The organism is Streptomyces sp. NPDC001070, assembly GCF_053598835.1.
In genome coordinates this window covers 132,828-156,800 of record NZ_JBSFLB010000006.1, presented here as the reverse complement: position 1 = coordinate 156,800, position 23,973 = coordinate 132,828, and the positions used below count along the sequence as shown (strand labels likewise).

The following is a 23,973-nucleotide window of genomic DNA, read 5'->3' as shown; positions in this document are numbered from 1 at the left end:
GAAATCAGTCAAAGGGAGTACCGACTTTTCTCCAGGGGGACGAAGTGGCACTCATACGCGTCGCAAGATCGCGCGCGGCGGCCGCGGCCGCCGCGCTTCTCACCGGGGCCCTGCTGGCCGGCTGCACGGCCCAGGCGAGCGAGCCCACCGCCAGGGCATCCGCCGCGCGGGACACCGCGGGCCCGAGCGCGAGCCCGTCGGCGCCGAGCGCGGGCCCGGGCGCCGGCTCCGCCTCGCCGACGGCCTCACCGTCCGCCACGAAGAAGCCGCAGGCCGATCGCACCCCCCGTCCGGCCGTCGTCATCGCACAGGGCAGCAACAGCGCCCGCGTCCGCGAACTGCAGGCCCGGCTCAGGCAACTCGGCCTCTTCGGCCGCAACCCGACCGGCTACTACGGAAGCGTCACCACCACCGCCGTGCGCTCCTTCCAGTCCCGTCACGGACTCGCCGCCTCGGGCACCGTCACCGACGCCACCTGGGCGAAGCTGCGCTCGGTCACCCGGCAGCCCACCCGCGCCGCCATGTACCCGCCGGCCAGCAACCCGGTGGCCAAGCTGGATCCGCGCTGCATGACCGGCCGAGTGCTGTGCGTCAGCAAGACCAGCCGCACGCTCGCCTGGGTCGTCGACGGCAAGGTCGTCTCGGCGATGGACGTCCGCTTCGGCTCCCAGTACACGCCCACCCGCGAGGGCACGTTCAGCGTCTTCGCCAAGAGCCGCCACCACGTGTCGACGATCTATCACACACCCATGCCGTACGCGATGTTCTTCAGCGGCGGCCAGGCGGTCCACTACTCCGCCGACTTCGCCGCCCGCGGCTACGCAGGGGCCTCGCACGGCTGCGTCAACGTGCGTGACCTCGGCAAGATCTCGGCGCTCTTCGACCAGGTCAGGATCGGCGACAAGGTCGTCGTCTACTGGTGAGGCCGGGCCAGGAGCCCGTCCAGCGCCCGCCCGAACAGCAGCCGGCCGGCCCACGCCGTGGGCCGGTCGAGCACCCCGGGCAGCGGGCGCACCCGCAGGTCCTCGCACCACACGACACGGGATCCCGCCTCGTGCGGCCGCACCTCGATCTCGGCCCAGCCGAGCACCACCCGGCCGCGCTTCTCCAGCCGGCACCGCCCCGGCCCGCCGCCCGCGTCCGGCGGCTCCCAGCGCACGATCTCCATGGGGTCGTCGAAGGCGGCCCGCCCGTGACCGGTGCGCGCCGTGAACGACCGCTCGCCCGTGATCACGACGGTGGTGAGGGGCACCAGCGCGGCATGGCGTTCCCAGTCGGTGACCCTGCGCCAGGCCTCGGCGGTGGGAAGGGGGCAGTCCCGCTCGATCCGGAAGATCACGGCCCCGACTCTACGGCGTCTCCACGGCGCGGCACGCGGAACGCGGTGTGAGGACGCGGGCGGAGCGGGGGGAAAGCGCTCCACCCACGTCCCTCGTTGGGGGCCCGATACGGGGGGACCGGGCAGCCCCTCGACCGATGACCAGTCGGTCTACTGGTTAAAGCGCCCGGGAGACCGAAAGTGTCACACCCCGGACCGCCTGCGCCCGGGAGCGCGGCCGGGAGGGGGTACGACCCGGCCGCGCTCGGGCGCGGACCCATGGGCACGGGGAGAACCCGGATCCGCTCGGCCGATGACCAGTCGGCCCATCTCTTACAGCGCGCGGCGGCCGAGAAGTGTCACTCGTCCCCGTGGCCGGAAAAGGATCCCGAGCGTCCGTCGGACGGCGCGGCGGACCGGTCTTCCGAGCCGCGGCGGGAGCCGTGTCCCCCGTGGCGGTGATGTCCGCCGGAGCGATTCCTCCAACGACCGTGGCCGTCCTGGGAGTCGTCGTCGCCCACCTTGTCAGCTTTGGCTGTTTTACCCTCTTTGCCCGTCTTCCCGCCGTTCACCGCGCTTCCCGTGTTCCCCGTGCTCCCGGGGGTGCCCGCGTTCGAGCCGAGCCGGCCGGCGCAGTAACGGCGGACCTGGCCCTGGCCGCCGCCGACCGCCTTGCGCAGCTGCTTGTAGGCCTGCTCGTCCATGTTCTTGCGGTGCCAGCCGGCCGCGGCGTAAGCACGGCACAACGCCGTGTAGTCCGCGGCGGCCGTCGAGGCCGGCGTCCCGGCCGGCCGGCCGGGAGTGACGACGGAGTCTTTGCCGGTGGCGCCGCCGGCCGGGCGCTCAGGGCCGTGGCCGGGCCGGGAGGTGGGCGAGGCGGTGCGGCCGGATGTCACCGGACCGCTGTCCGACGCGTCGGTGGCGGCGCCCCGGGTGTGGACGGGGGTCGGGCTCGGGACGCCGTCGCCCAGCAGGGCTGGCAGCGCTCCGGCCGCGGCGGCGACACCCACCCCGGCCACCGCGGCGGTCGCGATCAGGGTGCCCGTCAGCCTCCTGGAGTAACGGGCCGAACGACTTCCCCCCGCCCCGGAACCGGCCCGGGGACCGGCGGAACCGGCGTCCGGGGACCAGTCGTCGGCCGCACGGCCGCCGTGGACACCCGCGACGCCCCCGGAGAGCGCGTCCTTGTCGCGCGCGGCTCGGAAGGCGGCGACGGCCGCTTCCTCCCGTCGTGGATCGAGGGGCGCGGGAGCGGCGGCGGCCGCCAGCAGGCCGGCCAGCGCCGCGGCGCGCTCGTCCCGCCACGCCTCGTCCACGCGGTCGTCACCGTGGGCACCCCGCAGCAGCCGTTCGGCGGTGGCGTCGTCCAGCCAGTCGTGTCCTCGGTTATCGCTCATCTCATGTCCTCAAGCGTTCGGGACGCCGAAAACGTCACACTTGACGACCCGCCGTCGGAATCCAGCAGTTCAGCGAGACGGCGCAGGCCGCGGCTGGTGGCCATGCGCATCGCACCGGGCCGTTTGCCGACGACCTCGGCCGCCGACCGGGAGTCCAGGCCCATCACGACGCGCAGCAGCACGGCCTCGGCCTGGTCCTGGGGAAGGGCCGCGATGGCCGCCAGCGCGGCCCCGGTGCCGACCGCGGCGACCGCCTCCTCGGCGGTGTCCGATCCGGCGGGCCGGTCGACCAGTTCCTCGACCCCGCCGGCCGACAGCGGGCGGCGGCCCACCGCCCGCAGATGGTCCAGCGCCCGGTTGCGGGCCACCCGTGCCGTCCATCCGCGCACCGCGTCCCCGTCACCGCGGAAACCCGGCAGGTCACGTGCTATCTGCAGCCACGCCTCCGACGCCACGTCCTCGGCGTCCCCCGCGCCGACCAGCGAGCGTACGTACTGCAGCAAATGCGGCTGCACCGCTCGGTACACGAACCGGAAGCCGTCCTCGTCCCCTTCTTGCGCCGCGCGTACCGCGGTCGCCAAATCCACGTTCGAGCCTCCCCCTCGGAATCGCGCACCATACTGCCCCATGGTGTGCGCTCGGAGAGCCCCTGGGGGCGGGTACCCGCGGGTCACAACGGGTCATGACAGCAGCCGGGCGAGCCGCTTCAGTCCCCGGTGCGCCGCCGTGCGGACCGCCCCGGCCCGCTTGCCCAGCACCCGGGCGGCGGACACCCCGTCCAGCCCGACGACGACGCGCAGCAGCACCGCCTCCGCCTGGTCGGGCGGGAGCGAGGCGATCAGGGCCAGCGCCCGCTCGGTGGAGAGCGCCTCCAGCGCGCGGTCGGCGGTGTCCTCCGCGGCGGGGAGGTCCAGCAGTTCGGGGTCGAGGGCACGCGCGCGGGGCCGGATGTCCTGGCGCCGCAGGTGGTCCAGCGCGCGGTGTCGGGCTATGGTCGCGGCCCAGGCCCGGAAGCCCGCCCCGTCACCGCGGAACCGCCCCAGGTCACGGGCGATTTCGAGCCATGCCTCGGAGGTGACGTCCTCCGCGTCGTCGCCGGCGAGACTGCGCACGTAGCCCAGCAGCAGCGGCTGGACGAGCCGGTAGACGACCGCGAAGGCGTACTCGTCCCCGTCCTGGGCACGCCGGACCGCGGCCCCGAGCTCCATGTCGCGGTCGGTCCGCGGGTCGTGGCGCCCCCCGTTGCTAACCACACTGTCCTCTCGAATCGCCGACATCCTGTACAGCGTGGATTCGCACGGAATCGTCACACCTGTCGGCCCGCCTGGCGATGGGTGTGACATTTTCGGCCTCGCCGGCGCTTTAACAAACAGAAGCGGCCGAAGACGCTCCTGTGGGGGGAGGCGGACTTCGGCCGCTTCACTTTCGTCCTCCCCCTCCTCGCCCGCGGCACTCCTCGCCCGCGCCCCTGTCCCACCGGGTCCCGTGCGGTGACCGGGCCGGCTCAGCCGGTCCTGGCGGCGAGGTCGGTGAAGTCCTGCCAGGTGAGAACCGGCGGACCGGGGTCCCAGAGTTTCTGGGTGAGCGCGCGCAGGGGCATCCGGATGCCGGCCGCCACCTCCGCCTCGGTCTGGGCGTCCGCCCGGTCGCACCAGACGGCCAGCCGCGCGCCGACGATGCGGTCCGGTCCCGCGAGCGCCTCGGGCACGGCGCGGTCGCGGTAGACGACGGCAGGTGTCCACTCCTCGTAGATGCGCCGTCCGCTGGGGTAGGGGAAGTTCGCCGGGGCGCCGAGGACGTAGTAGAGGTACCAGGAGTTGAGGTTGAGCAGCCGCCTGCCCTCGCGCAGGAAGTCCTCGGGCAGCCGCCCGCGCAGTTTGTTGCTGGACCAGTAGGCCACCACCCGGTCCGGGTCGGCGGCGACCCGGGCGCTGTCGGAGAAGCCGTCGTTCCAGGCCTCGACCCGTTTGCCGAGCGCCCGCAGGGTGGCGGCGCGGTCGTTGAGCCAGCCGGTCGCGGCGTCGGCCACGCTCGCGTCCGGGCCGTAGCGCTCGCGCGCGTACGCGGCGAGCTGCGGGAAGGACGCCTCCGGGTCGTCCGCCACGAGCGGCCCGTACTCGTCGCCGCCGATGTGCCAGTACGCGCCCGGGAAGAGCGGGGCGTACTCCTTGATCAGGTCGTCGACGACGCGTGCCGCGCCGGGCCGGGAGATGTCGAGCGCGCCGCGCACCGCGGTGCCGTCCGCGGAGCGCAGCTGGAGGTCGGGGTGGGCGTCGAGCACGGCGCCCAGATGGCCGGGGCTGTCGATCTCGGGGACGACGGTGATGTGCAGCCGCGCGGCGAGGTCGACGACCGCGCGGATGTCGGCCTTGGACAGGTGCCGGGACGAGACGATCTCGGGGTGGCTGTCGCTCTCGACGCGGAAGCCCTGGTCGTCGCTGAGGTGGAGGTGGAGCTGGTTGTACTTCAGGTCGCCCAGCTCGCGGACCCGGGCCTCCAGCCACGCGCGGCTGAAGTACTTGCGCCCGATGTCGACCATCAGCCCGCGTTCCGGGCGGTCCGGACGGTCCTCGACGGTGCCGGCCGGTACGCCTCCGGTGGCACGGACCGCCTGGAGGAGGGTGCGGGTGCCGTAGAAGACCCCGGCGTCGGTGCCGGCGCGTACTGTCACCCCGCGGGCCGAACTTGTCATCTCGTACGATTCCGGACCCGCATTACTCCGTTCGAGTGAAAGTGCGATGTCCCCGGGTCGGGCGGGCCCACTGGCGTACGGGCGCCGCAACTCCCCCGCGAGGAGCCGGGCCTCGTCCTCCAGCGGTCCCCCGGCGGGCGCGACCACCCGCGAGCCCGAGCCCGGCACGAAGGCGGCGACGCCCGCGGCGGGGGTGAAGGAGCGCACGGCGGGGATCGACGGGAACTGGGCGGATGCCCGCGGCCCCCCGGGCGGCGGGGCGCCGGGATCGCCGGCCCCGGGGGTGGCCGCGAGCGCCGGACCGGCTCCGAGCACAGCGGTCAGTACGGCCGCCGCCGCGTACGCCGACGCACGTTTCGCCCGCATCTGCCACATGATCCGAAGTTATGCCCGTTGTGCGGCTCCCGCCGTGCGGACCGAGGCCAGGCGTGCACTTTCGTTCCCGTACGAGTGAAATTCGTGCATCCGTCGCACACGGCCGAACATAGGCCGATACGGTGGACGTCACTCGTCGTCCCACCCTTGTTCACGCCGCGCAGTCGCCTCGCGGTTCCCCCACAGTCGTCCCGCGTTCCCTCCCAGGAGCCCACCGCTGTCCAGCGACACTCCCTCCGTCCCCCCGAGGGCCCCGGCGCACCTCCCGGCACAGTCCCGTGGCCGGGCGGCCCGTCCGGCTCCCGCGGCACGCTCCGGACTCCCCCACGGCCTGCAGCAGCTCAACGGCGCCTCCCCCGGGGCGGCCGAGGCCGCCCTGCTGAAGTGCTGCGGCAGCCTGCGCTGGGCCCGCAGGGTCGCCGCGCACCGCCCCTACCCCGATCTGGACGCGCTGCTGGCCGCCGCCGACGAGGCCGCGTACGACCTCGCGCCCGCCGACCTGGCGGAGGCGCTCGCCGCCGAGGCGGCCGGTGCCCCGCCCGACGCCGCGCCCACCCGCGGCAGCCTCGCCGCGCACACGGCGCTCCGCGCCGCGCAGGCCGCGTACGAGGCCCGCTTCGGTCATGTCTTCGTGCTGTCCCTCGACGGGGTGCACCCCGACGAATCCCTCGACCGACTGCTCGCGTCACTCCGTCAGCGCCTTTGCAACGACCCGGACGAGGAGCGCGTCACCGCCGCGGACGAGCTGCGCCGCATGACCCGATCCCGCCTGGCGGGACTGGCCCTTGGCGCCGCCCCGGGCCGGGCCGGGGTGCCCGGGCGATACACCCACACGTGCGGGATCGATCACACCTGAAGGACCCGGCAGGACGTAGCCGACAAGGCGTCGCTACGATGGCCAGGGCCGGAGGACCGTACCCGGCCGGGCCGACCGACCCCGAAGCCGGCAGGCCCCACATCCGCTCCCGGAGGGTTTTTTCCGTGCCGGCTGGAACGTTGTACCGCGGCCGGGAAGGCATGTGGTCATGGGTGGCTCACCGAGTCACCGGTGTCCTCATCTTCTTCTTCCTGTTCGTCCACGTCCTCGACACCGCACTGGTGCGTGTCTCCCCCGAGGACTACGACAAGGTCGTCAACACCTACAAGCAGCCCATCGTCAGCCTGCTCGAGTACGGGCTGGTCGCCGCTGTTCTCTTCCACGCTCTGAACGGCCTGCGCGTCATCGCCGTCGACTTCTGGTCCAAGGGCCCGAAGTACCAGAAGCAGATGCTGTGGACGGTCGTCGGAATCTGGGTCGTGCTGATGATCGGGGCCATCTACCCCGTCCTCGGCCACGCCGCACGAGTGCTGTTCGGGAGCTGAGCGAAGTCATGTCCGCAACCGACCACGTGGAGCTGAGCTCCTCCAGCGCCGCCTACGGCCCCGACAACCCGGCCCCCCTGATCGAGGCGCCGCGCGCCCGCACCAAGCGGACGCCGCGCAGCACCCGGACGAACTTCGAGCTGTACGGCTGGCTCTTCATGCGCCTGTCCGGCATCGTCCTCGTCGTCCTGGTCATCGGTCACCTGCTGATCCAGCTCGTCCTCGACGGCGGCGTGACCAAGGTCGGCTTCGCCTTCGTCGCCGGCCGCTGGGCCTCGCCGTTCTGGCAGACCTGGGACCTGCTCATGCTGTGGCTGGCGATGCTGCACGGCGGCAACGGCCTGCGCACCGTGATCAACGACTACGCGGAGCGGGACAACACCCGCTTCTGGCTGAAGATGCTGGTCTACACCGCGACCGCGTTCACGATCATCCTCGGCACGCTGGTGATCTTCACCTTCGACCCGAACATCCGCTAGCCAGGGCTGGACAGGGAAGCGACCCCTCATGCAGATCCACAAGTACGACACCGTCATCGTCGGCGCCGGCGGCGCCGGCATGCGCGCCGCCATCGAGGCGACGAAGCGCAGCCGCACCGCCGTGCTGACGAAGCTCTACCCCACCCGCTCCCACACCGGCGCCGCCCAGGGCGGCATGGCCGCGGCCCTCGCGAACGTCGAGGAGGACAACTGGGAGTGGCACACCTTCGACACGATCAAGGGCGGTGACTACCTGGTCGACCAGGACGCCGCCGAGATCCTGGCGAAGGAGGCCATCGACGCGGTCCTCGACCTCGAGAAGATGGGCCTGCCCTTCAACCGCACCCCCGAGGGCCGGATCGACCAGCGCCGCTTCGGCGGCCACTCCCGCAACCACGGCGAGGCCCCGGTCCGCCGTGCCTGCTACGCGGCCGACCGCACCGGTCACATGATCCTCCAGACGCTGTACCAGAACTGCGTCAAGGAGGGTGTGGAGTTCTTCAACGAGTTCTACGTCCTCGACCAGATCATCGTCGAGGAGGACGGCGTCAAGAAGTCCGCCGGCGTCGTCGCGTACGAGCTGGCCACCGGCGAGATCCACATCTTCCAGGCGAAGGCCGTGGTGTACGCCTCCGGCGGCACCGGCAAGTTCTTCAAGGTCACCTCCAACGCGCACACCCTCACCGGTGACGGCCAGGCCGCCGTCTACCGCCGCGGTCTGCCGCTGGAGGACATGGAGTTCTTCCAGTTCCACCCGACCGGCATCTGGCGCATGGGCATCCTGCTGACGGAGGGCGCCCGCGGCGAGGGCGGCATCCTCCGCAACAAGGACGGCGAGCGCTTCATGGAGAAGTACGCGCCGGTCATGAAGGACCTCGCCTCGCGTGACGTCGTCTCCCGCGCGATCTACACCGAGATCCGCGAGGGCCGCGGCTGCGGTCCCGAGGGCGACCACGTCTACCTCGACCTGACCCACCTGCCGCCGGAGCAGCTGGACGCCAAGCTCCCGGACATCACCGAGTTCGCGCGGACCTACCTCGGCATCGAGCCCTACACGGACCCGATCCCGATCCAGCCGACCGCGCACTACGCCATGGGCGGCATCCCGACCAACGTCGAGGGTGAGGTCCTGTCGGACAACACCACCGTCGTCCCGGGCCTGTACGCGGCCGGCGAGGTCGCCTGCGTCTCCGTGCACGGCGCCAACCGGCTCGGCACCAACTCGCTGCTCGACATCAACGTCTTCGGCCGTCGCGCCGGCATCGCCGCCGCCGAGTACTCCGCCGAGAACGACTACGTCGAGCTCCCCGAGAGCCCGGCGCAGTTCGTGGCCGACCAGGTCGAGGCGCTGCGCACCTCCACCGGCAACGAGCGGGTCGCGCAGCTGCGCAAGGAGCTGCAGGAGACCATGGACGCCAACGTGATGGTGTTCCGCACCGAGCAGACGATCAAGACCGCGGTCGAGAAGATCGGCGAGCTGCGCGCGCGGTACAAGAACGTGTCGATCCAGGACAAGGGCAAGCGGTTCAACACCGACCTGCTCGAGGCCATCGAGCTCGGCAACCTGCTCGACCTCGCCGAGGTCATGGCGGTCTCCGCCCTCGCCCGCAAGGAGTCACGCGGCGGCCACTACCGCGAGGACTACCCGAACCGCGACGACGTCAACTTCATGCGGCACACGATGGCGTACCGCGAAGTGGGTGCCGACGGCACCGAGGCGATCCGTCTCGACTACAAGCCGGTCGTGCAGACCCGCTACCAGCCCATGGAGCGTAAGTACTGATGAGCACCGCGACCCTCGACAAGGCCGAGGCCGAGACCCAGGCCTCGCCCTACATCACGGTCACCTTCCGGATCCGCCGGTTCAACCCGGAGGTCTCGGCGGAGGCCACGTGGCAGGACTTCCAGCTCGAGATCGACCCCAAGGAGCGGGTCCTCGACGGCCTCCACAAGATCAAGTGGGACATGGACGGCACGCTGACGTTCCGTCGCTCCTGCGCCCACGGCATCTGCGGCTCCGACGCCATGCGCATCAACGGCCGCAACCGCCTGGCCTGCAAGACCCTGATCAAGGACATCAACCCCGAGAAGCCCATCACCGTCGAGCCCATCAAGGGTCTGACGGTGCTGAAGGACCTGGTCGTCGACATGGACCCGTTCTTCCAGGCCTACCGGGACGTCATGCCCTTCCTGATCACCAAGGGCAACGAGCCGACCCGTGAGCGCCTGCAGTCCCCCGAGGACCGCGCGCGCTTCGACGACACCACCAAGTGCATCCTGTGCGCGGCGTGCACGTCGTCCTGCCCGGTCTTCTGGAACGACGGCCAGTACTTCGGCCCGGCGGCCATCGTCAACGCCCACCGCTTCATCTTCGACTCGCGCGACGAGGCGGGCGAGCAGCGGCTCGAGGTGCTGAACGACAAGGACGGCGTCTGGCGCTGCCGGACCACGTTCAACTGCACCGACGCGTGCCCGCGCGGCATCGAGGTCACCAAGGCCATCCAGGAGGTGAAGCGCGCGCTCATCACGCGTCGCTTCTGATCCCTCCTCCCGAGGCCTCCCCGAGGGGCCCCGCACCCGGTTCGCCGGGTGCGGGGCCCTCGGGCGTTCACGCGGTCGGTTCCCTGCGGATCTGCTTGCGGGTGACCGTGTGGCCGACGCGCCCCGCGAGCCTCCGCAGCCAGGCGAGGCCGCGGACGGCCTGGATGTGCCACACGCCGTAGCCGCCCCCACCGGCGCCGCCCCCGTGGGTGGCGAGCGCGAGGGGTCGAACGTCTGCGGCCGGCTCACAGCTGGCTCACGATCGTCGGGTCGGTGATCTCCGTGTCGCGGGCGAGGAGCAGCGCCTTGCTGAGGATCACCGTCAGCATGCGGTCGCCCTCGAAGGGCAGGTAGCCGGCCTCCGGGGCACCGCCGTTGGCGGCCGGGACGATGCAGAGGTAGCGGTCGTCCGGGGTCATGAGGACGTTGCCGGAGCCTATGTGGATCCTGTACGTGTGCCGGACACCGCGGACGTGCAGGAAGCGGCCTTCGATGCGGCAGCGGTCGGCGATGGCGAGCTTGGGGAGCAGCCGGGCCAGCACCTCACGGCGGGTCTCGGCGCCGGGGGTGAGCTCGCCGAAGCCGTAGGACGTCCAGTAGTCCCGGTGGCGGCCGCCGGGTCCGCCGTCCTGCCAGGTGGGGTCGTTGCCGACGCTGGCGACGCCCACGAAGAGGTCCACGTCGCGCAGGACCTCGCTGAGGACGAGGGGCGGGATGTCCTCCAGGGCGAGCGGGTCGACGTGCCGCCGTGCCATGCGGTAGTCGCCCCTGCCGGCCTGGGCGCGGTTCTCCGGGGCGTCCAGCGGATAGAAGCGCACCTGATCGGTGCCGACGTGCAGATAGCTGCCGGAGTGGCTCAGTTCGCCCTCGTCGACGCCCTCGACGAGGAACTCGGCCCGCAGCCCCCACTGCGGCAACTCGCGCGTGGCGGGCGGGAAGGTGTCGTCGACGCACAGGCGCAGGCGGTTCCGCCAGCCGCGGACGGCGGCCAGGGAGTGGAACTGGTGCTGCCGCAGGATGTGGGCGGCGAAGCGGTTGGAGTACGTGGCGGTGGCGCGTTCGGCGTCGGTGAGCGGATAGACCTCGCGGTGGGCCTGCTTGAAGGGCTGGGTGATGCCGTGCCGCTCCAGCCATCCCCGCCAGGCGGTGATCTCGGCGGGGTCGCGCCCGATGGGGTGCCACAGCTCGACGGTGCCGCCCTCGGTGACCGGGACCGGCTCGCCGGTGAGGGTGCGCAGGGCGCCGTCGGCGTGCCCGCACGGGACCCCGTCGACCGTCCAGAGCAGGCGCCGGGCGAGGGTGCCGAGCAGCGGATGGTCGAGGTAGCGCTCCCGCCAGGCGGCGTACGGCCATGCGCGCCGCTGCAGGAACTGCCGGTCCAGGCGCTCGGCCTGGGCGGACAGCGTCTTGTCGATGTCCTTCACTCTCGTCCTGAGCCCCGCCAGCTCCTCCGCGTGGTCACGGCGCACGGCCGCGGGCGCGCCCTTCAGGGCCTTGCCGGCGGCGTTGTGCCACGCGAGCGTGGCGCGCCCGTCACGGATCGACAGCTCCGCCGTGAAGCCGCCCAGCCGGTGCCGGACGCCCTGCCCCGGCTCGCCGAGCCCGTACCCCGGAACGGCGAGTTCCTCGACGTCGTCGCGGCCCAGCCCTCGTGCCCTCGCCCGGTCCTCCAGCGCGGCCTCGATCTGCTTGAGCGTCGATTTGTACGTCACGCGGGCGCCGAGCCCGGCGAGTTCGGCGAGCGCCTCATCGCCCTCGCAGCGGGCCAGCGCCAGCACGGCGGCGTTCGCGACCTTGGGCCCGCGCGGGCCGGTGCCGGGCACCTTGCGCAGCGACGTCTCGACGAGCGCGCCGAGGGCGCGTGCGGCGCCGGGGTGCGGCGGCAGCAGGGGCAGCAGCCATATCAGACCGCGCAACGCGGTGGCGTTGTAGGGGTCGTAGCCGCCGTTGTGGACGCCGTCCGGGTCCTCGTACGGCCGGGTCCGCGGACGCCCCACGAGGGCGAGCCACGACACGACGGCCCGCCGCACCTCCTCGGCCCCGATCCCGTCGACCAGCGCCCGCGCCGCCCGCTCCCATTTCGCGGCCGGGCGGGTCGCGGTCGCCGTCAGCGCGTGCCGCAGCAGGCTCTCCCAGGCGGTGCCCGCCTCGGCGAGGTGTGCCAGGGCGATGTCGGCCCAGGCCTCGCCGGGGTTGAGCACGGGGTGGGTGAGCGCGGTGCTGAGCGTGTCGAGCGGCGAGTCGTACCAGTACTCGACGAGCGTGGTCCGCCGGATGACGGCGACGACCGCGTCCGGCACCTCGCGGGCGGCCGCGCGCTCGGCCTCCACCAGCGACACCAGTTTTTCCGGCCAGTGCGTCACGTACTGGCGGCCGAAGTGCTCCAGCTCCTCGCGCCGCAACTCGATCTCGGCGGCCTTCGCGAGCCCCTGCGTGATCAGTCCCGGCAGCACCCGGTCCGGGTTACTCCGGTTCAGCACGGCGGCCAGGCGGCTGCGTTCGCCGACCGGCATCGCGCGCAGCAGGTCCACCACGGTGCGCGTCTCGGTGTCGTCCCAGCGGTGGGCGCTCGCCGCGCCGATCCATGTGACGTGGGCCGCCAGGGCCTCCGTGTCCCCCCGCGCGATCAGCTCCCGCACCCGCGCGATCGCGCTCGGGTAGTGCACCGCAAGCCCGGTCATCGTCCACCCGCCCCTCCCGCCGCCGCGAGTTCCCATGCCCCGCGCCGCGCCCCCGTCGCCGTCTCCCCGACGGCCGTCACAGTCCCCATGCCCCCAGAGCGTAGAACCGGACTCTGACAACGCCTCGAGCGCCGTCTTCATGGCTTGATTTGCCCCATGGCGTGCTTATTAACGATCTGTCATGCTCCGAGCAGGATGCCGGGGAGTTCCTGTGGGGGGAATCATGGCAACGCTGAGGCGCCCGCAGCCGTTGGGTATCGGTCACGCAGCCCAGGAAGCCCACTCCATCGCGGCCCCGATGCTGACAGCCGCCGCGCTGGCACTGGCCGGCGTGGTCGCGGGTGCCGATGCGGACACCTTCCTCTGGTCGGGACCGACACTTCTCGTCCTCGTCGCGGCATCACTGTCCCTTGTGGCAAGCATTCAACTGCATTACTACGCCCGCCATTTCTACTACTCCGTACAAGACATCGACGTCTGGTACGGGCTCGACGTCCATCGCGGATCCGGCATCCACGAAGAACTGTGCCATCGGCAACAACAGGACTTCGAAAGATGGGAGCGCTTCACAGGGCGGGCCGTGGCGTGCTTCAACACGGGAACTCTGCTTCTGGGAGTGGGCATATCCCTCGCACTGGCTCCTGCACACGGCGACAAGCAGGGGGTTTGGCGCTGGGTCGCCTTCTCCATGGTCCTCGTATGCACAGTGGCGGACATGGCGTGGATCGCCTATCTCTACACCCAGAGAGGGCAGTACGCCGAGCGCGACGCCACTCTCCATGAATTCGAGTCCACATCCGACGAATCCAGAGAGGCATAGAGCGATGGAAATGCACGCCATGACCCTTCCGGGAATTGCCGGAAACAAGCGGCTCCGTACCCGGGAGTGTTCGGGATCCGGATGCTTCGGACAGATTCCCAAGGAGGAGGCGGCCGGCGACACGACCACGACGTGGGCCGAGGCACTCCACCAGGGAAAGGCGGCGATCTCGTCGTACGCGGACAAGTACAGGGTCGACCACGCACAGAGTTGCCGGTATCGAGACCTGCCGCCCTCGGTCCACAACGCGGCCGCGGCCGGAGGCCGCAATCCGCGACCCCGTCTGGAAAAGGCCCTCGCCGATCTCAACGAGGCCCGCCGTCGGGACTAGTCACCCGGTCGACAACCTGAGCCACGCCCGCCACTACGATGGCGCGCGTGGCTCGGACGGACAGGGAACGGGGGCATCGTCCCTCCCCGTGGCTGGGTCTCTGCGCACTCGCGCTCGGGAGCTTCGCCGCCGGTGACACGCTGCACCGGGTGCGCGCGGCGGCGGAATGGGCCACCACGTGGTGGCCCTGGCTGCTGCTGGTGCTGGCGCTGCTCAATCTCGTGCGGTCCTTCGTCGCCGTCAGCTCCCTCATAGCGCCGGGCGTGCTGGCCGCCGTCGCTCTCGCCGGGCTCGCCTCCGGCCACGCCGTCAACCGCCACATCCTGGTGAACGTCGTACTGCCCGCGTCGCTCGTACTGGTGGGTGTCGCGCTGCTGCGCCCCTTCGGGGGACCGGAGGACAGGAGCTGGACGCGGTTCCTGGCGACGGGCCGCATCGACGGCCCGGGGGCGATCGGCGAGCGCACGCGCCACCCGCGCCTGGAACTGCGCGCCGTGGCAGGCGAGATCCGCGCGGACCTCACCGGCTCGGCGCTCGACGGTGACGTAACCGTCCACATCACGGCGATCGCGGGACATGTGCATCTGACGGTGCCCCGGAGCTGGCCGGTCACGGTAAGGACGACGGGCATGGTTCTCACCCGTGTCACCGACACCGGACCGCGGGACGCCATCGACGCGGAGGCCGGCGGCGTGGGCCTCCATCTGCTGGGGCTGGCCGGCGCGGTCAGTCTCGTGCGGGCGTAGCGGTCATCGCAGGCGGTCGGATATCCGCCGGAACAGGTCCCATTCGCCCTCGTGGTCGGGGAGTTCGTGGCCCAGTGCCGTGGCCAGGTCGAACCGGTGGAGGTCGTAGACCACGTACATCAGCCCCGCGTAGGCCTGGGCCGCCGTCACCGCCCCTTTGTACGCGAGTGCAGCGGCCGCAAGGAATGCCGCGAGGAGCCACCACTGGCCCGGCTCGTCGTGCAGCGCCACCGCCCCGGCCAGGAAGCAGGCGAGGAAGCAGTGGCAGAGGTTCACCGCGGTGTCCAGCGAGTCGCGGGCGGAGCCCAGCGCGGCGGCCAGGCGCCCGGACACCTGGGGCAGGATGCGCGGCCAGGACGCCAGCGTCGCCAGGCCGTAGCGTTCCCCCGCCCTCAATTCTCCGGCGCGCAGGGCGTTTCCCAGGGCGGTGGGAAGCAGCACGTTGCCCGGGGGAAGGGCGGAGAGCCGCCGTACGGCCTGGTGCCGGTCGCGTTCGAGCCGGGCGAGGGCGTCCTGTGCGCGTATCTGCTCACGGAGGCTCTGGCCGGCGAGGCTCTCCGCGGCTGCCGCCTCGCGTGTGGTGGCGTCGAGCAGAACCAGCCACTTGCGCCGCTGGTACTCCGCCAGCACCCCCGCCAGCCTCGACGTCGGCGCCCACCGGTCCCAGTAGCCTTCCAGTACCCGGACGGCCCGCACCTGGAAGGGGTGCAGCAGCAGGCCCAGCAGGGCGGCGCAGGCGGAGATCGCGAGCAGTGCGGCCGCGGTCGAGGCGGGGGTGCCGGGGAGGGCATGGCGCCATCGGGCGCGGCCGGAGAACGCGCCCGCCCGTGTCAGGGCCCAGGTGTACGCGATGAAGAGGGCGCTCGGCACGAAGTGCACGGCCAGCATCCGGCGCAACGGGTTCCCGCCCTTCCCCCATTCGCATCAAGGCACCCAGTATGCGCTGGGCCGACCGGGGGGCAGCAGGCGTGCCCCTGGTTCGGTTGTCGGGGTCCGCAGCTTGTACCGTCCCCCCATGGCCGCGACACCCCTCACACCGCCGCGACGTGCCGTCCTCGGGCTCGGCGTGGCTGCCGCGCTGCTGCCCGCCGGGAAGGCCGTGGCGGCCGGTAGATCCGTGGTGGGCGGCCACCGGCTCGGGCAGCGCGGGGTGCAGGTGGCGGCCGGGGCGCCGAGGCTGCCCGAGACGAATTCGCGCTCCTGGATCGTGGCGGACGCCGACACCGGGGAAGTGCTGGCCTCGTACAACGCGCACTGGCCCCTGCCTCCGGCGAGCACCCTGAAGATGCTGTTCGCCGACACGGTGCTGCCGCGGTTCCCGCGGCGGATGCGGCACGAGGTGACGCACGCGGATCTCGCCGACATAGGAGCCGGGAGCAGTCTCGTCGGGATCGAGGCGGGGATCAGCTACACGGTCGAGCAGCTGTGGCTCGGAGTGTTCCTGCGGTCGGGGAACGACGCGGTGCACGTGCTGTGCTCGCTGAACGGCGGCGTGGAGAAGACCGTCCGCGAGATGCGGGCGCGGGCGCGGGAGCTGCAGGCGAACGACACGTACGTGGTGAGCCCGGACGGCTATGACACGCCCGGCCAGTTGTCGTCGGCGTACGACCTGACGCTCTTCGCGCGGGCGGGGCTGCGCAACCCGGACTTCAGGTACTACTGCGGGACGCAGGTCGCGCGCTTCCCCGGCGAGAAGGGCGCGACCTTCGAGATCCAGAACACCAACCGGCTGCTCGGCGACTACGACGGCATGATCGGGGTGAAGAACGGCTACACCACCAACGCCGGGAACACCTTCACCGGCGCGGCGGAGCGCGACGGGCGGACGCTGCTGGTGACCGTGATGCACCCGGAATCGGGGTACGACGAGGTGTACCGGGAGGCGGCCGACCTGCTGGACTGGGGATTCGACGCGGTGGGCCGCGTGGAGCCGGTCGGGGAACTGGTGCCGACGCTGAGCCAGGTGCGCGCGATGGCCGGGGGGCCGCCCGGCGACAGCCGCGGCCCGCGGCCCGCGGCGGCCCCGGACCGGCCGAAGGCGTCCTGGATCGGCCCGGGCACGGAGACCGTTCTGGTGGCGATGGTCGCGGCGTTCATCCTGGCGATCAGGCGGCGGCCCCTGCCGAAGCCGGCGGCCTCCGGCGAACGGCGGCGCGGGCGCGGCGGCCCGCGCCGCGCCCGCTGAGGTCGCCGTCCGGCGGGCGCGGGGCGCGGCTCACCCGGCGAAGGCGCCGTACACGGCGAGGACCGGCGCCGGCAGCCCGGTGAGCGCCACGGCGGGCACCTGCCGGCGGGAACGCTCCAGTGCCGTCGATGCTGTCGGCCCCCGGTCTCACGGGCAGCCGGCGGTCGGCGCGGACGCCGTCGTAGACGGCGCGTTCTGGTTGTCATCGCGGATCCACCGAGGGGGTCGCGCGCTGGCGCTGATCGTCCTGGGCCGGTGCTCCGGTACTCCTCCGAGCCCTCCGGGGCCCTACGCCGTCTTGTACGTACCGCTGACGCGGAGGAGGCTCCCGCCTCGCGAACGCCGTGCCGGACACGCCGCCGCTGCCGACCTGGTTGAGGGTGGGCGCGCTCGTCGAACCTGGGCAGCGCCACCAGGTGACCGGTCGAGGCGGCCCGGGGAGGCACCCCCGCGGAAGGGGCCGTGCGAGCCGAGCCTCAGTTCCGGGCGACCCACACCTGGTTGAGCTGCTCCTGGTAGTAGAAGGGGGTCAGCCCGAGCGCGGGCACCAGCAGCAGCCCCTTGAGGCCCGAGACCGTCTCGTGGAGGCCCGCGCGGCGCTGGGCGCGGGCGATGCGGCAGCCGGTGTTGTAGAGCGAGACGACGGCGGGCACGAGCAGCAGCGCGCCGAGGCTGACCGCGAGGACGGCGAGGGCGGGGCGGACCTGGATGCCGGGGTCGAAGTCGCGCAGTTCCTTGTTGGCCCGGTAGTACCAGACGAGCCAGTACACGCCGAAGGTGGCGGGCCCGAGAAGCCAGACCGTCCCGGGACGGCGCATGTCGCCGGACGGCGTGGCGAGTCCCGCGCGCGCCGATACGGGAAAGCCCGGGAAGGGGCCGCGCGGGTACGGGAGGGTCCGGTAGCGGTCCTCGCTGAACATGCTGCCCCCAGGTCGAGCCCTCGGCAGGTGGCGGAGCGGATGCGTGCCGAAGTGAAGGTAAAGCTACTTGGCTGCTCGGCGGCCTGTCAGTGGCGAACGCTCACAAATTTCGCACAGGGTGTCGGATCTTCCCGGATCCTGTGATCAGCCGTCCTCCGCCACGACCATGACGCGTCGCAGCAGGTCGGAGAGGTGCCGGCGCTCGTCGGCGTCGAGGGCCCCGAGCAGCCGGCACTCCTCGTGGCCGAGGACGTCCATGGCGCCGTGCCAGGTGGCCCGGCCGTCGTCGGTGAGCTCCGCGTCGATCCGCCGGCGGTCGGCGGTGGAGTGGGTGCGCCGGACGTAGCCGCGGCCCTCGAGGACGTCGAGGCGGCCGGTGACGGAGGCGGGGGCCAGGTCGAGGTCCGCGGCGAGCTCGGAGGGCGCGGCGCGGCCGCCGCGGCCGGCGAGGGCGTGCAGGGTGTCGAACTCGTGCCGCTGCAGGCCGAAGTCGACCAGCGACTGCTCGCGGACCTTGCGCAGATGGCTGGTGACGAGCTTCATGCGGGTGACGGCGCCCTCGATGTCGGGGTCGAGGTCCGGCAGGAGGGGCAGCCAGCGCGCCACGTGCCCGTCGGTCCAGTCCCGTTCCACCGCGGCGTCCTCGGCGTCGGAGTCCATGGCGGAATCCTATGGCGCGGTATATTTCGGTGGCGAATAATTCGGTGACAAAATACATTGCGGTGCCATGACGCCCACACATCCCCTCCGGCTCCGCGACTTCCGGCTGCTGTTCGCCGGCCGCACGCTGTCCCTGCTCGGCGACGGGGTCGTGCCCGCCGCGCTGGTCATCGCCGTGACCCGGGCGACCGGCGACGTCTCGGCCCTCGCCCTCGTCCTGGGCTGCGCGATGGTGCCGAAACTGCTGCTCCTGCCGGTCGGCGGGGTGGTCGCGGACCGCTTCGACGCCCGGCGCGTGGCACTGGTCACCGATCTCGTACGGTGTACGGCCCAGCTCTTCGTCGGGCTCGAACTGCTCGGCGGAGACCCGTCCCTGGCCCACATCGCGGTCGCGGAGGCGGTCGGGGGCACCGCCTCGGCCTTCGCGATGCCGACCCAGTCACTGCTGGTCGCCGGCACCGTGGCCGACGGCGCGGCACGCCAGCGGGCCAACGCCCTGATGGGCGTGGCGAGCAGCGCCACCCGGCTGTGCGGCCCGGGGCTGGCCGCCGCGTTGATCTGGGCCGCGGGCCCGGGCCTGGCCTTCGCGCTCGACGCGGCCTCCTTCGCGATCAGCGCCGCGCTGCTGGGGGTGGTACGGGTCGGACGGACCCCGCTGCCGCGCGCCTCGATGCTGTCCGACCTCAAGGAGGGCTGGGGCGAGGTCCGTTCCCGAGACTGGTACTGGACGAGCCTGGTCGCGCACGCCATGTGGAACGGCGCCGCCGCGGTCCTGGCGGCCCTGGGACCGGCCGTCGCCATCCACCGGCTCGGCGGCGAGGGCGTGTGGTTCTGGGTGCTGGAGGCCGGGGCGGTCGGTCTGGTCCTGGGCTCCCTGCTGGCCGCCCGGGCCCGCCCCCGCCGTCCTGTGCTGGTCGCCAACCTGGGCCTGGCGACGTACGCGCTGCCGTTGGCCCTGCTGGCCCTCGCCGCCCCGGCGCCCCTGCTCATCGCGGCGTACGGTCTCGCGCTGACCGCCCTCGGCTATCTCAACCCGGTATGGGAGACCGTCGTCCAGCAGCAGGTGCCGCCCCGCGTGCTGGCCCGGGTGACCTCCTACGACTGGCTGCTGTCACTCGCCGCGATGCCCGCCGGCTACGCGCTGGCGCCGCTGGCCGCCGGCGCCTGGGGCTCCTCCGTGCCGCTCGCGGTGTCGGCGGCCCTGGTCGCGGCCGCCTGCCTGGCGACGGCCGCGGTGCCGGGGGTGCGCAGCATCGGGGCGGACCGCCCCAAAGCGGTCGCGCCGCTACCGGCCGGCCGCCCGGCGGAGGGCTGACCCGGCGGAGGGCCGACCCGACGGAAGGCCGGTCCGGCGGAAGGCCGACCCGGTGGCGACAGCTCGCGCCAAGTCCCTTGCGGGCCCCCGTTCCTGACGCCGGGAGCGGGGGCCCGTCGCATGCCGGAAGTGCCTCCGCCACCTCGCTTGAACATGTTCAAAAACAGGTCTACAGTCATCGGCAACGGGTTTTGAACACGTTCGAAAAGGGTGGGACCCATGGACCTCACGGTCGTCGCATATGTCATCTACCTGCTCATCAGCGTCGCGTTGACAGTGTGGGTGGCCCGGACGCTCAGCAAGGCGGGCAAGGTCTTCCTCGAAGACGTGCTCCACGGCAACGAGAAGCTGGCCGACGCCGTCAACCACCTGCTGGTGGTCGGCTTCTACCTCGTCAACCTCGGCTTCGTCGCGCTCTACCTGAAGAACGCCGACCCGGTCGAGGACGCCCGCGAGCTCTTCGAGGCGCTGTCGGTCAAGCTCGGCGTCGTCCTCCTCGTCCTCGGAGTGCTGCACCTGGCCAATGTGTACGTCCTCAACAAGATCCGCCGCCGGGGCGTCATGGACCGCGAGCAGGTCCCGCCCGTCGGCCCGCAGGGCTGGACCGCCCCCGCGCAGCCCGGGGCGTGATGGTGATGGACCGCACTCCAGCGACCGGGGCCGCCACGGCGGCCCCGGTGCCGGTCCGCCGGCTGACCGTCCTGTACGACCCGGACTGCTCGCTCTGCGCCTTCGTCCGCGGCTGGCTGGAGCGCCAGCGGCAGATCGTGCCGCTGGACCTCGTCCCGGTGGGCTCCGACGAGGCCCGGCGCCGCTTCCCCGAGCTGGACCACGCCGCGACCCTGCGCGAGATCACCGTCGTCGGGGACTCGGGGCAGGTCTACCGCGACGACGCCGCGTGGCTGGTCTGCCTGTGGGCCCTGGCCGAGTACCGGCCCACGGCCCACCGCCTCAGCACCCGGGCCGGAGCGCCCGTCGCCCGCGCCGCGGTGCTCGCCGCCGCCCGCTACCGGGAGGCGCAGTGGGGCCGCAGGGCCGCCGCGTCCGGCTGGGGCGGCCGGACCTACCGGGCCGCCGACGGCTGGCACTACGATCCCAAGGCCGGCTGGACGCACACCGCCCGGGGCTCCGCACCCGGCCCCGCCCCGGACGCCTGCGCGGACGGCTGCGCCCCGCCCGGTTAGGCTCACGGACGTGGAAGAAGCACCCCCCGGCACGGCTCCCGGGGCACCCCGGCCCCCCAAGAGCGAGCAGACGCGCGCCCTGATCCTCGAGACCGCCATGCGGCTCTTCGAGGAACGGGGCTACGACAAGACCACGATGCGCGCCATCGCCAAGGAGGCCGGGGTCTCGGTCGGCAACGCCTACTACTACTTCGCCGGCAAGGAACACCTCGTCCAGGGCTTCTACGACCGCCTCGCCGCCGAGCACGAGGCCGCGATCCAGGGGGTGCTGGACGGCGGCGGGGACCGGGACCTGGCGGGGCGGCTGCTCACGGTCATGACCGCGTGGCTCGACGTCGCGCGGCCCTACCACCAGTTCGCCGCGCAGTTCTTCAAGAACGCCGCCGACCCGGCGAGCCCGCTGAGCCCCTTCTCCCCCGAGTCGCACCCGGCCCGTGACGCGGCCATCTCCATCCACGAGCGGGTGCTCTCCGGTTCCGACACCAAGGTCGACGCGGAACTGGCCCAGGTGCTGCCCGAGCTGATGTGGATGTACCAGATGGGCGTCGTCGTCTACTGGGTCTTCGACCGCTCCCCCGACACCGAACGCACCCGCCGGCTGGTCGCCCGCACCGCGCCGCTCGGCGCGCGCATCCTCAAGCTCTCCCGCTACCGGCTGCTGCGGCCGATCGTGCGCGAGATCCGGGACCTGCTCTCGGAGTTCCTCTTCGAGCGCTGAGGCGCGCCCGCCGGGCGGATCCTCCTCCACGGCGCCCGCCCGGCCCGGAATCCCCCGGACGGCTCGGGCTGCCGGGCTCACTCGTCGCCCGGCGGACCCCGGGCCGCAGTGTCCCGGGCCTCGCGATGTCCCGATCAGCCCACGGCGGGTTCCGCCAGCACCGCCCAGACCGTCTTCCCGTACCGGCCCCGCTCCCGGACCCCCCAGGTGTCCGACAGCGCCTGCACCAGCCGCAGACCGCGCCCCGACTCGTCGCCGTCCCCCGCGTCGCGCGGCACCGGGCGGGCCTGCGCGCCGCCGTCGGACACCTCGACGACGCAGGAGCCGTCCGCCAGGACGGTCACCGCCACCTCGAACTCCCGCTCCAGGAGCGGACTGTGCCGTACGGCGTTGGTCGCCAGCTCCGACACGACCAGGACGACGGACTCGACGGTCTCGTCCTCCTGCTCCCAGCCCTGGAGGTGGTCACGTACCCGGTGCCGGGCCAGCCCGACCGACGTCGGATGCCGGGGCAGCCGGAACGCACTGCGCCTCAACAGGTCACTCTCCCCATGAGCGAACGCCCCCCTTCCGTTGCGCCATCCCTTACCAGTTTCGGCGCGGGGAATGCGCTCCGTGTCAGATTGTTCGCACTCGGTGAGAGCTTTCCGGCCAAATTCAGGCGCGCGGTGACGCGAGTGTCACGATCGTGATGTCCGAGGGCGCGCCCACGCGGACCGGCGGACCCCAGGCGCCCGCGCCCCGGGTCACGTACAGCTGGGTGTCGCCGTACGTCTCCAGGCCGGCCACGGTGGGATTGGCCAGTTCCGCGACGTAGTTGCCGGGCCACAGCTGGCCGCCGTGGGTGTGCCCCGACAACTGCAGGTCGACGTGGTGCCGGACCGCCTCGTGGATCATCACCGGCTGATGGGCGAGGAGTACGACCGCCCGCGAGGTGTCCCGGTCGCCGAGCGCCTTGGTGTAGTCGGGGGCGGCGTGGTGGTTCGCGCCGCTGATGTCGTTGACCCCGGCGAGGTCGAAGCCGGCGAGTTCGGTACGGGCGTTCTCCAGTGGGTGGACGCCCAGGTCACGGACGAAGTCGATCCAGGGCGCGGCACCGGAGAAGTACTCGTGGTTGCCGGTGACGAAATAGCTCCCGTCCCGCGCCCGCAGCCGGGCCAGCGGCTCGGCGGCCGCGCCCAGTTCCGGGACCGATCCGTCGACCAGGTCGCCGACGATGGTGACGAGGTCCGGGCGGGCCCCGTTGATCGTCTCCACGATCCGCTGGGTGTGCGCCTTTCCGAGGATCGGGCCGAGGTGGATGTCGCTCACCACGGCGATCCGGTAGCCGTCGGCATTCGCCGGAAGCTTGGCGAGCGGCACGGTGACGTGCTTCAGGCGGGGGCCGCGCAGCACGCCGTACGTGCCGTACCCCACGGTCGCCCCCGCGGCCACGGCCGCGGCGGCACCGACCGTACGGGCGACGAACAGCCGCCGCGTCGGGCCGGCGCCTGCGGGCTGCGACCGGGGCTCCGGTACGCGAGCGGGAGCGGGGGCCGGGGGCGCGCCCTGGCCGGCCGGGGCGGGTTCCGCCTCCGGCTCCGGTGCGGGCCGGGGCTCCGCCCCGCGCTCCAGTGCCCTGCGCAGCAGCGGCCGTACGGCCTCACCGACCAGCAGCGCCAACGTCAGGTAGAGCAGCACCGCCAGCCACAGATAGCCCGGCCAGGCCAGCCACCGTTCCACCGCGAGCGGCAGCGCCCGCCCGCCGACCAGCGCGCCCAGGCTCAGCAGCGGCAGCAGGACGGCCAGGACCGTCCCCGTGCGCCGCCACCAGCCGCCCGGCACGGACACGTCGCGGACCAGCCGCCGCCACAGGTAGTGGTGCACTCCGCCGAAGAGGATCAGGACGACCACGACGACGGCGGCGACCACGAGGATCACCGGGCCGCCCGCAGCGCCCTCAGGCCGCGCACGCCGATGACGCCGATCGCGGTGCCCAGCACCAGCGAGGTGATCGCCAGCGCCAGGTGCACCCAGAAGTACGTGGTGGGCGAGCCGTGGTCACCGCCCTCGAAGGCGAGGCCGCTCGCGTCCTTCCACAGGTTCTTGATGAACGTCGTCCAAACGATCCAGCTCCACACCCCGAAGGCGGTCAGGAACCAGGACACGGGGCGGCTGAGCTTCATGCGACCAGTATGCGTGCCGTCGCGCGGGTCCCTCGCCCGGGGTCGTGCGGCCACCTCCCCGGGACCGTCCGGCATCCGTGCCCG

The 23,973-nt window shown here is 72.5% G+C and carries 26 protein-coding genes; 14 read left to right on the top strand and 12 right to left on the bottom strand.

Annotated elements, in window-relative coordinates; genetic code table 11:
- The first annotated feature begins 44 nt into the window (after positions 1–44).
- Positions 45–923 (top strand): L,D-transpeptidase family protein, encoded by an 879-nt coding sequence (locus ACWDAS_RS09910; protein WP_450388362.1) that lies wholly within the window; start codon positions 45–47, stop codon positions 921–923.
- Here ACWDAS_RS09910 and ACWDAS_RS09905 read toward each other — a convergent pair.
- The 5 genes from ACWDAS_RS09905 to ACWDAS_RS09885 all read right to left on the bottom strand — a co-directional run bounded on the left by ACWDAS_RS09905 (position 914) and on the right by ACWDAS_RS09885 (position 5,773).
- Positions 914–1,339, bottom strand: coding sequence for an SRPBCC family protein (locus tag ACWDAS_RS09905; protein WP_450388361.1), 426 nt, complete (start codon positions 1,337–1,339; stop codon positions 914–916). The genes ACWDAS_RS09910 and ACWDAS_RS09905 overlap by 10 nt on opposite strands.
- Positions 1,340–1,677: 338 nt before the next feature.
- The gene (locus tag ACWDAS_RS09900; protein ID WP_450388360.1) at positions 1,678–2,715 is read right to left on the bottom strand and encodes a hypothetical protein; all 1,038 of its coding nucleotides are present in this window, start codon (positions 2,713–2,715) and stop codon (positions 1,678–1,680) included.
- Positions 2,712–3,344 (bottom strand): RNA polymerase sigma factor, encoded by a 633-nt coding sequence (locus ACWDAS_RS09895; protein ID WP_450388359.1) that lies wholly within the window; start codon positions 3,342–3,344, stop codon positions 2,712–2,714. The genes ACWDAS_RS09900 and ACWDAS_RS09895 overlap by 4 nt, the downstream gene beginning before the upstream one ends.
- 51 nt (positions 3,345–3,395) lie before the next feature.
- Positions 3,396–3,923 (bottom strand): RNA polymerase sigma factor, encoded by a 528-nt coding sequence (locus tag ACWDAS_RS09890; RefSeq protein ID WP_450388514.1) that lies wholly within the window; start codon positions 3,921–3,923, stop codon positions 3,396–3,398.
- A gap of 296 nt (positions 3,924–4,219) precedes the next feature.
- Positions 4,220–5,773: a family 20 glycosylhydrolase gene (locus tag ACWDAS_RS09885; protein WP_450388358.1), complete on the bottom strand. Its 1,554-nt coding sequence runs from the start codon at positions 5,771–5,773 to the stop codon at positions 4,220–4,222.
- 97 nt (positions 5,774–5,870) lie between these two features.
- On the opposite strand from ACWDAS_RS09885, the gene ACWDAS_RS09880 reads away from it, so the two are divergent.
- The 5 genes from ACWDAS_RS09880 to ACWDAS_RS09860 all read left to right on the top strand — a co-directional run bounded on the left by ACWDAS_RS09880 (position 5,871) and on the right by ACWDAS_RS09860 (position 10,164).
- Positions 5,871–6,638, top strand: coding sequence for a 2-oxo-4-hydroxy-4-carboxy-5-ureidoimidazoline decarboxylase (locus ACWDAS_RS09880; protein WP_450388513.1), 768 nt, complete (start codon positions 5,871–5,873; stop codon positions 6,636–6,638).
- Positions 6,639–6,763: 125 nt separating this feature from the next.
- Complete coding sequence (gene sdhC / locus ACWDAS_RS09875) at positions 6,764–7,144, top strand: succinate dehydrogenase, cytochrome b556 subunit (protein ID WP_078620037.1); 381 nt, start codon at positions 6,764–6,766, stop codon at positions 7,142–7,144.
- A gap of 8 nt (positions 7,145–7,152) precedes the next feature.
- Positions 7,153–7,623, top strand: a complete 471-nt coding sequence (locus ACWDAS_RS09870; protein ID WP_450388357.1) for a succinate dehydrogenase hydrophobic membrane anchor subunit — start codon at positions 7,153–7,155, stop codon at positions 7,621–7,623.
- A gap of 28 nt (positions 7,624–7,651) precedes the next feature.
- Positions 7,652–9,406 (top strand): succinate dehydrogenase flavoprotein subunit, encoded by a 1,755-nt coding sequence (gene sdhA / locus ACWDAS_RS09865; protein ID WP_450388356.1) that lies wholly within the window; start codon positions 7,652–7,654, stop codon positions 9,404–9,406.
- A complete protein-coding gene (locus ACWDAS_RS09860; RefSeq protein WP_450388355.1) occupies positions 9,406–10,164 on the top strand; it encodes a succinate dehydrogenase iron-sulfur subunit in 759 nt (252 codons plus the stop codon). Before sdhA ends, ACWDAS_RS09860 begins: the two co-directional genes overlap by 1 nt.
- A 245-nt stretch (positions 10,165–10,409) precedes the next feature.
- On the opposite strand, the gene ACWDAS_RS09855 is transcribed toward ACWDAS_RS09860, so the two are convergent.
- Positions 10,410–12,845, bottom strand: coding sequence for a DUF4132 domain-containing protein (locus ACWDAS_RS09855; RefSeq protein WP_450388354.1), 2,436 nt, complete (start codon positions 12,843–12,845; stop codon positions 10,410–10,412).
- Positions 12,846–13,068: 223 nt separating this feature from the next.
- Between ACWDAS_RS09855 and ACWDAS_RS09850 the strand changes: the two genes are divergently transcribed.
- Genes ACWDAS_RS09850 through ACWDAS_RS09840 form a run of 3 tightly spaced genes read left to right on the top strand, consistent with a single transcriptional unit; the run spans position 13,069 to position 14,742 of the window.
- The gene (locus ACWDAS_RS09850) at positions 13,069–13,665 is read left to right on the top strand and encodes a hypothetical protein (RefSeq protein WP_450388353.1); all 597 of its coding nucleotides are present in this window, start codon (positions 13,069–13,071) and stop codon (positions 13,663–13,665) included.
- Between the two features lie 19 nt (positions 13,666–13,684).
- Entirely contained in the window at positions 13,685–13,996 is a 312-nt protein-coding gene (locus ACWDAS_RS09845) for a hypothetical protein (protein ID WP_450388352.1), read from the top strand.
- A 47-nt stretch (positions 13,997–14,043) separates the two neighbouring features.
- Positions 14,044–14,742: a hypothetical protein gene (locus tag ACWDAS_RS09840; protein WP_450388351.1), complete on the top strand. Its 699-nt coding sequence runs from the start codon at positions 14,044–14,046 to the stop codon at positions 14,740–14,742.
- Between the two features lie 3 nt (positions 14,743–14,745).
- Here the strand turns inward: ACWDAS_RS09840 and ACWDAS_RS09835 are convergent, their stop codons facing one another.
- On the bottom strand, positions 14,746–15,630 hold the full coding sequence (locus ACWDAS_RS09835; RefSeq protein WP_450388350.1) for a hypothetical protein: 885 nt from the start codon (positions 15,628–15,630) through the stop codon (positions 14,746–14,748).
- 127 nt (positions 15,631–15,757) lie between these two features.
- Here ACWDAS_RS09835 and ACWDAS_RS09830 point away from each other — a divergent pair, with 127 nt between their 5' ends.
- Positions 15,758–16,927: a D-alanyl-D-alanine carboxypeptidase family protein gene (locus tag ACWDAS_RS09830; protein ID WP_450388349.1), complete on the top strand. Its 1,170-nt coding sequence runs from the start codon at positions 15,758–15,760 to the stop codon at positions 16,925–16,927.
- Positions 16,928–17,403: 476 nt separating this feature from the next.
- Here the strand turns inward: ACWDAS_RS09830 and ACWDAS_RS09825 are convergent, their stop codons facing one another.
- Both ACWDAS_RS09825 and ACWDAS_RS09820 read right to left on the bottom strand, forming a co-directional pair.
- On the bottom strand, positions 17,404–17,847 hold the full coding sequence (locus ACWDAS_RS09825) for a DUF4234 domain-containing protein (RefSeq protein ID WP_450388348.1): 444 nt from the start codon (positions 17,845–17,847) through the stop codon (positions 17,404–17,406).
- A gap of 144 nt (positions 17,848–17,991) precedes the next feature.
- Complete coding sequence (locus ACWDAS_RS09820; RefSeq protein ID WP_450388347.1) at positions 17,992–18,507, bottom strand: MarR family winged helix-turn-helix transcriptional regulator; 516 nt, start codon at positions 18,505–18,507, stop codon at positions 17,992–17,994.
- 67 nt (positions 18,508–18,574) lie between these two features.
- Here ACWDAS_RS09820 and ACWDAS_RS09815 point away from each other — a divergent pair, with 67 nt between their 5' ends.
- From ACWDAS_RS09815 to ACWDAS_RS09800, 4 genes are all read left to right on the top strand, one after another.
- On the top strand, positions 18,575–19,822 hold the full coding sequence (locus tag ACWDAS_RS09815; protein WP_450388346.1) for an MFS transporter: 1,248 nt from the start codon (positions 18,575–18,577) through the stop codon (positions 19,820–19,822).
- A gap of 219 nt (positions 19,823–20,041) precedes the next feature.
- Positions 20,042–20,452 (top strand): hypothetical protein, encoded by a 411-nt coding sequence (locus ACWDAS_RS09810; protein WP_450388345.1) that lies wholly within the window; start codon positions 20,042–20,044, stop codon positions 20,450–20,452.
- A 5-nt stretch (positions 20,453–20,457) separates the two neighbouring features.
- Positions 20,458–21,006: a thiol-disulfide oxidoreductase DCC family protein gene (locus ACWDAS_RS09805; RefSeq protein WP_450388344.1), complete on the top strand. Its 549-nt coding sequence runs from the start codon at positions 20,458–20,460 to the stop codon at positions 21,004–21,006.
- Positions 21,007–21,016: 10 nt separating this feature from the next.
- Positions 21,017–21,724 carry a TetR family transcriptional regulator gene (locus tag ACWDAS_RS09800; protein WP_450388343.1) on the top strand — a complete coding sequence of 236 codons (708 nt, stop codon included), beginning with the start codon at positions 21,017–21,019 and terminating at the stop codon, positions 21,722–21,724.
- A 134-nt stretch (positions 21,725–21,858) separates the two neighbouring features.
- Here ACWDAS_RS09800 and ACWDAS_RS09795 read toward each other — a convergent pair whose 3' ends face one another.
- From ACWDAS_RS09795 to ACWDAS_RS09785, 3 genes are all read right to left on the bottom strand, one after another.
- The gene (locus ACWDAS_RS09795) at positions 21,859–22,263 is read right to left on the bottom strand and encodes an ATP-binding protein (RefSeq protein ID WP_450388512.1); all 405 of its coding nucleotides are present in this window, start codon (positions 22,261–22,263) and stop codon (positions 21,859–21,861) included.
- 118 nt (positions 22,264–22,381) lie between these two features.
- A complete protein-coding gene (locus tag ACWDAS_RS09790) occupies positions 22,382–23,644 on the bottom strand; it encodes a metallophosphoesterase (protein ID WP_450388342.1) in 1,263 nt (420 codons plus the stop codon).
- Entirely contained in the window at positions 23,641–23,889 is a 249-nt protein-coding gene (locus ACWDAS_RS09785) for an SCO4848 family membrane protein (RefSeq protein WP_450388341.1), read from the bottom strand. Before ACWDAS_RS09785 ends, ACWDAS_RS09790 begins: the two co-directional genes overlap by 4 nt.
- Positions 23,890–23,973: the final 84 nt, after the last annotated feature.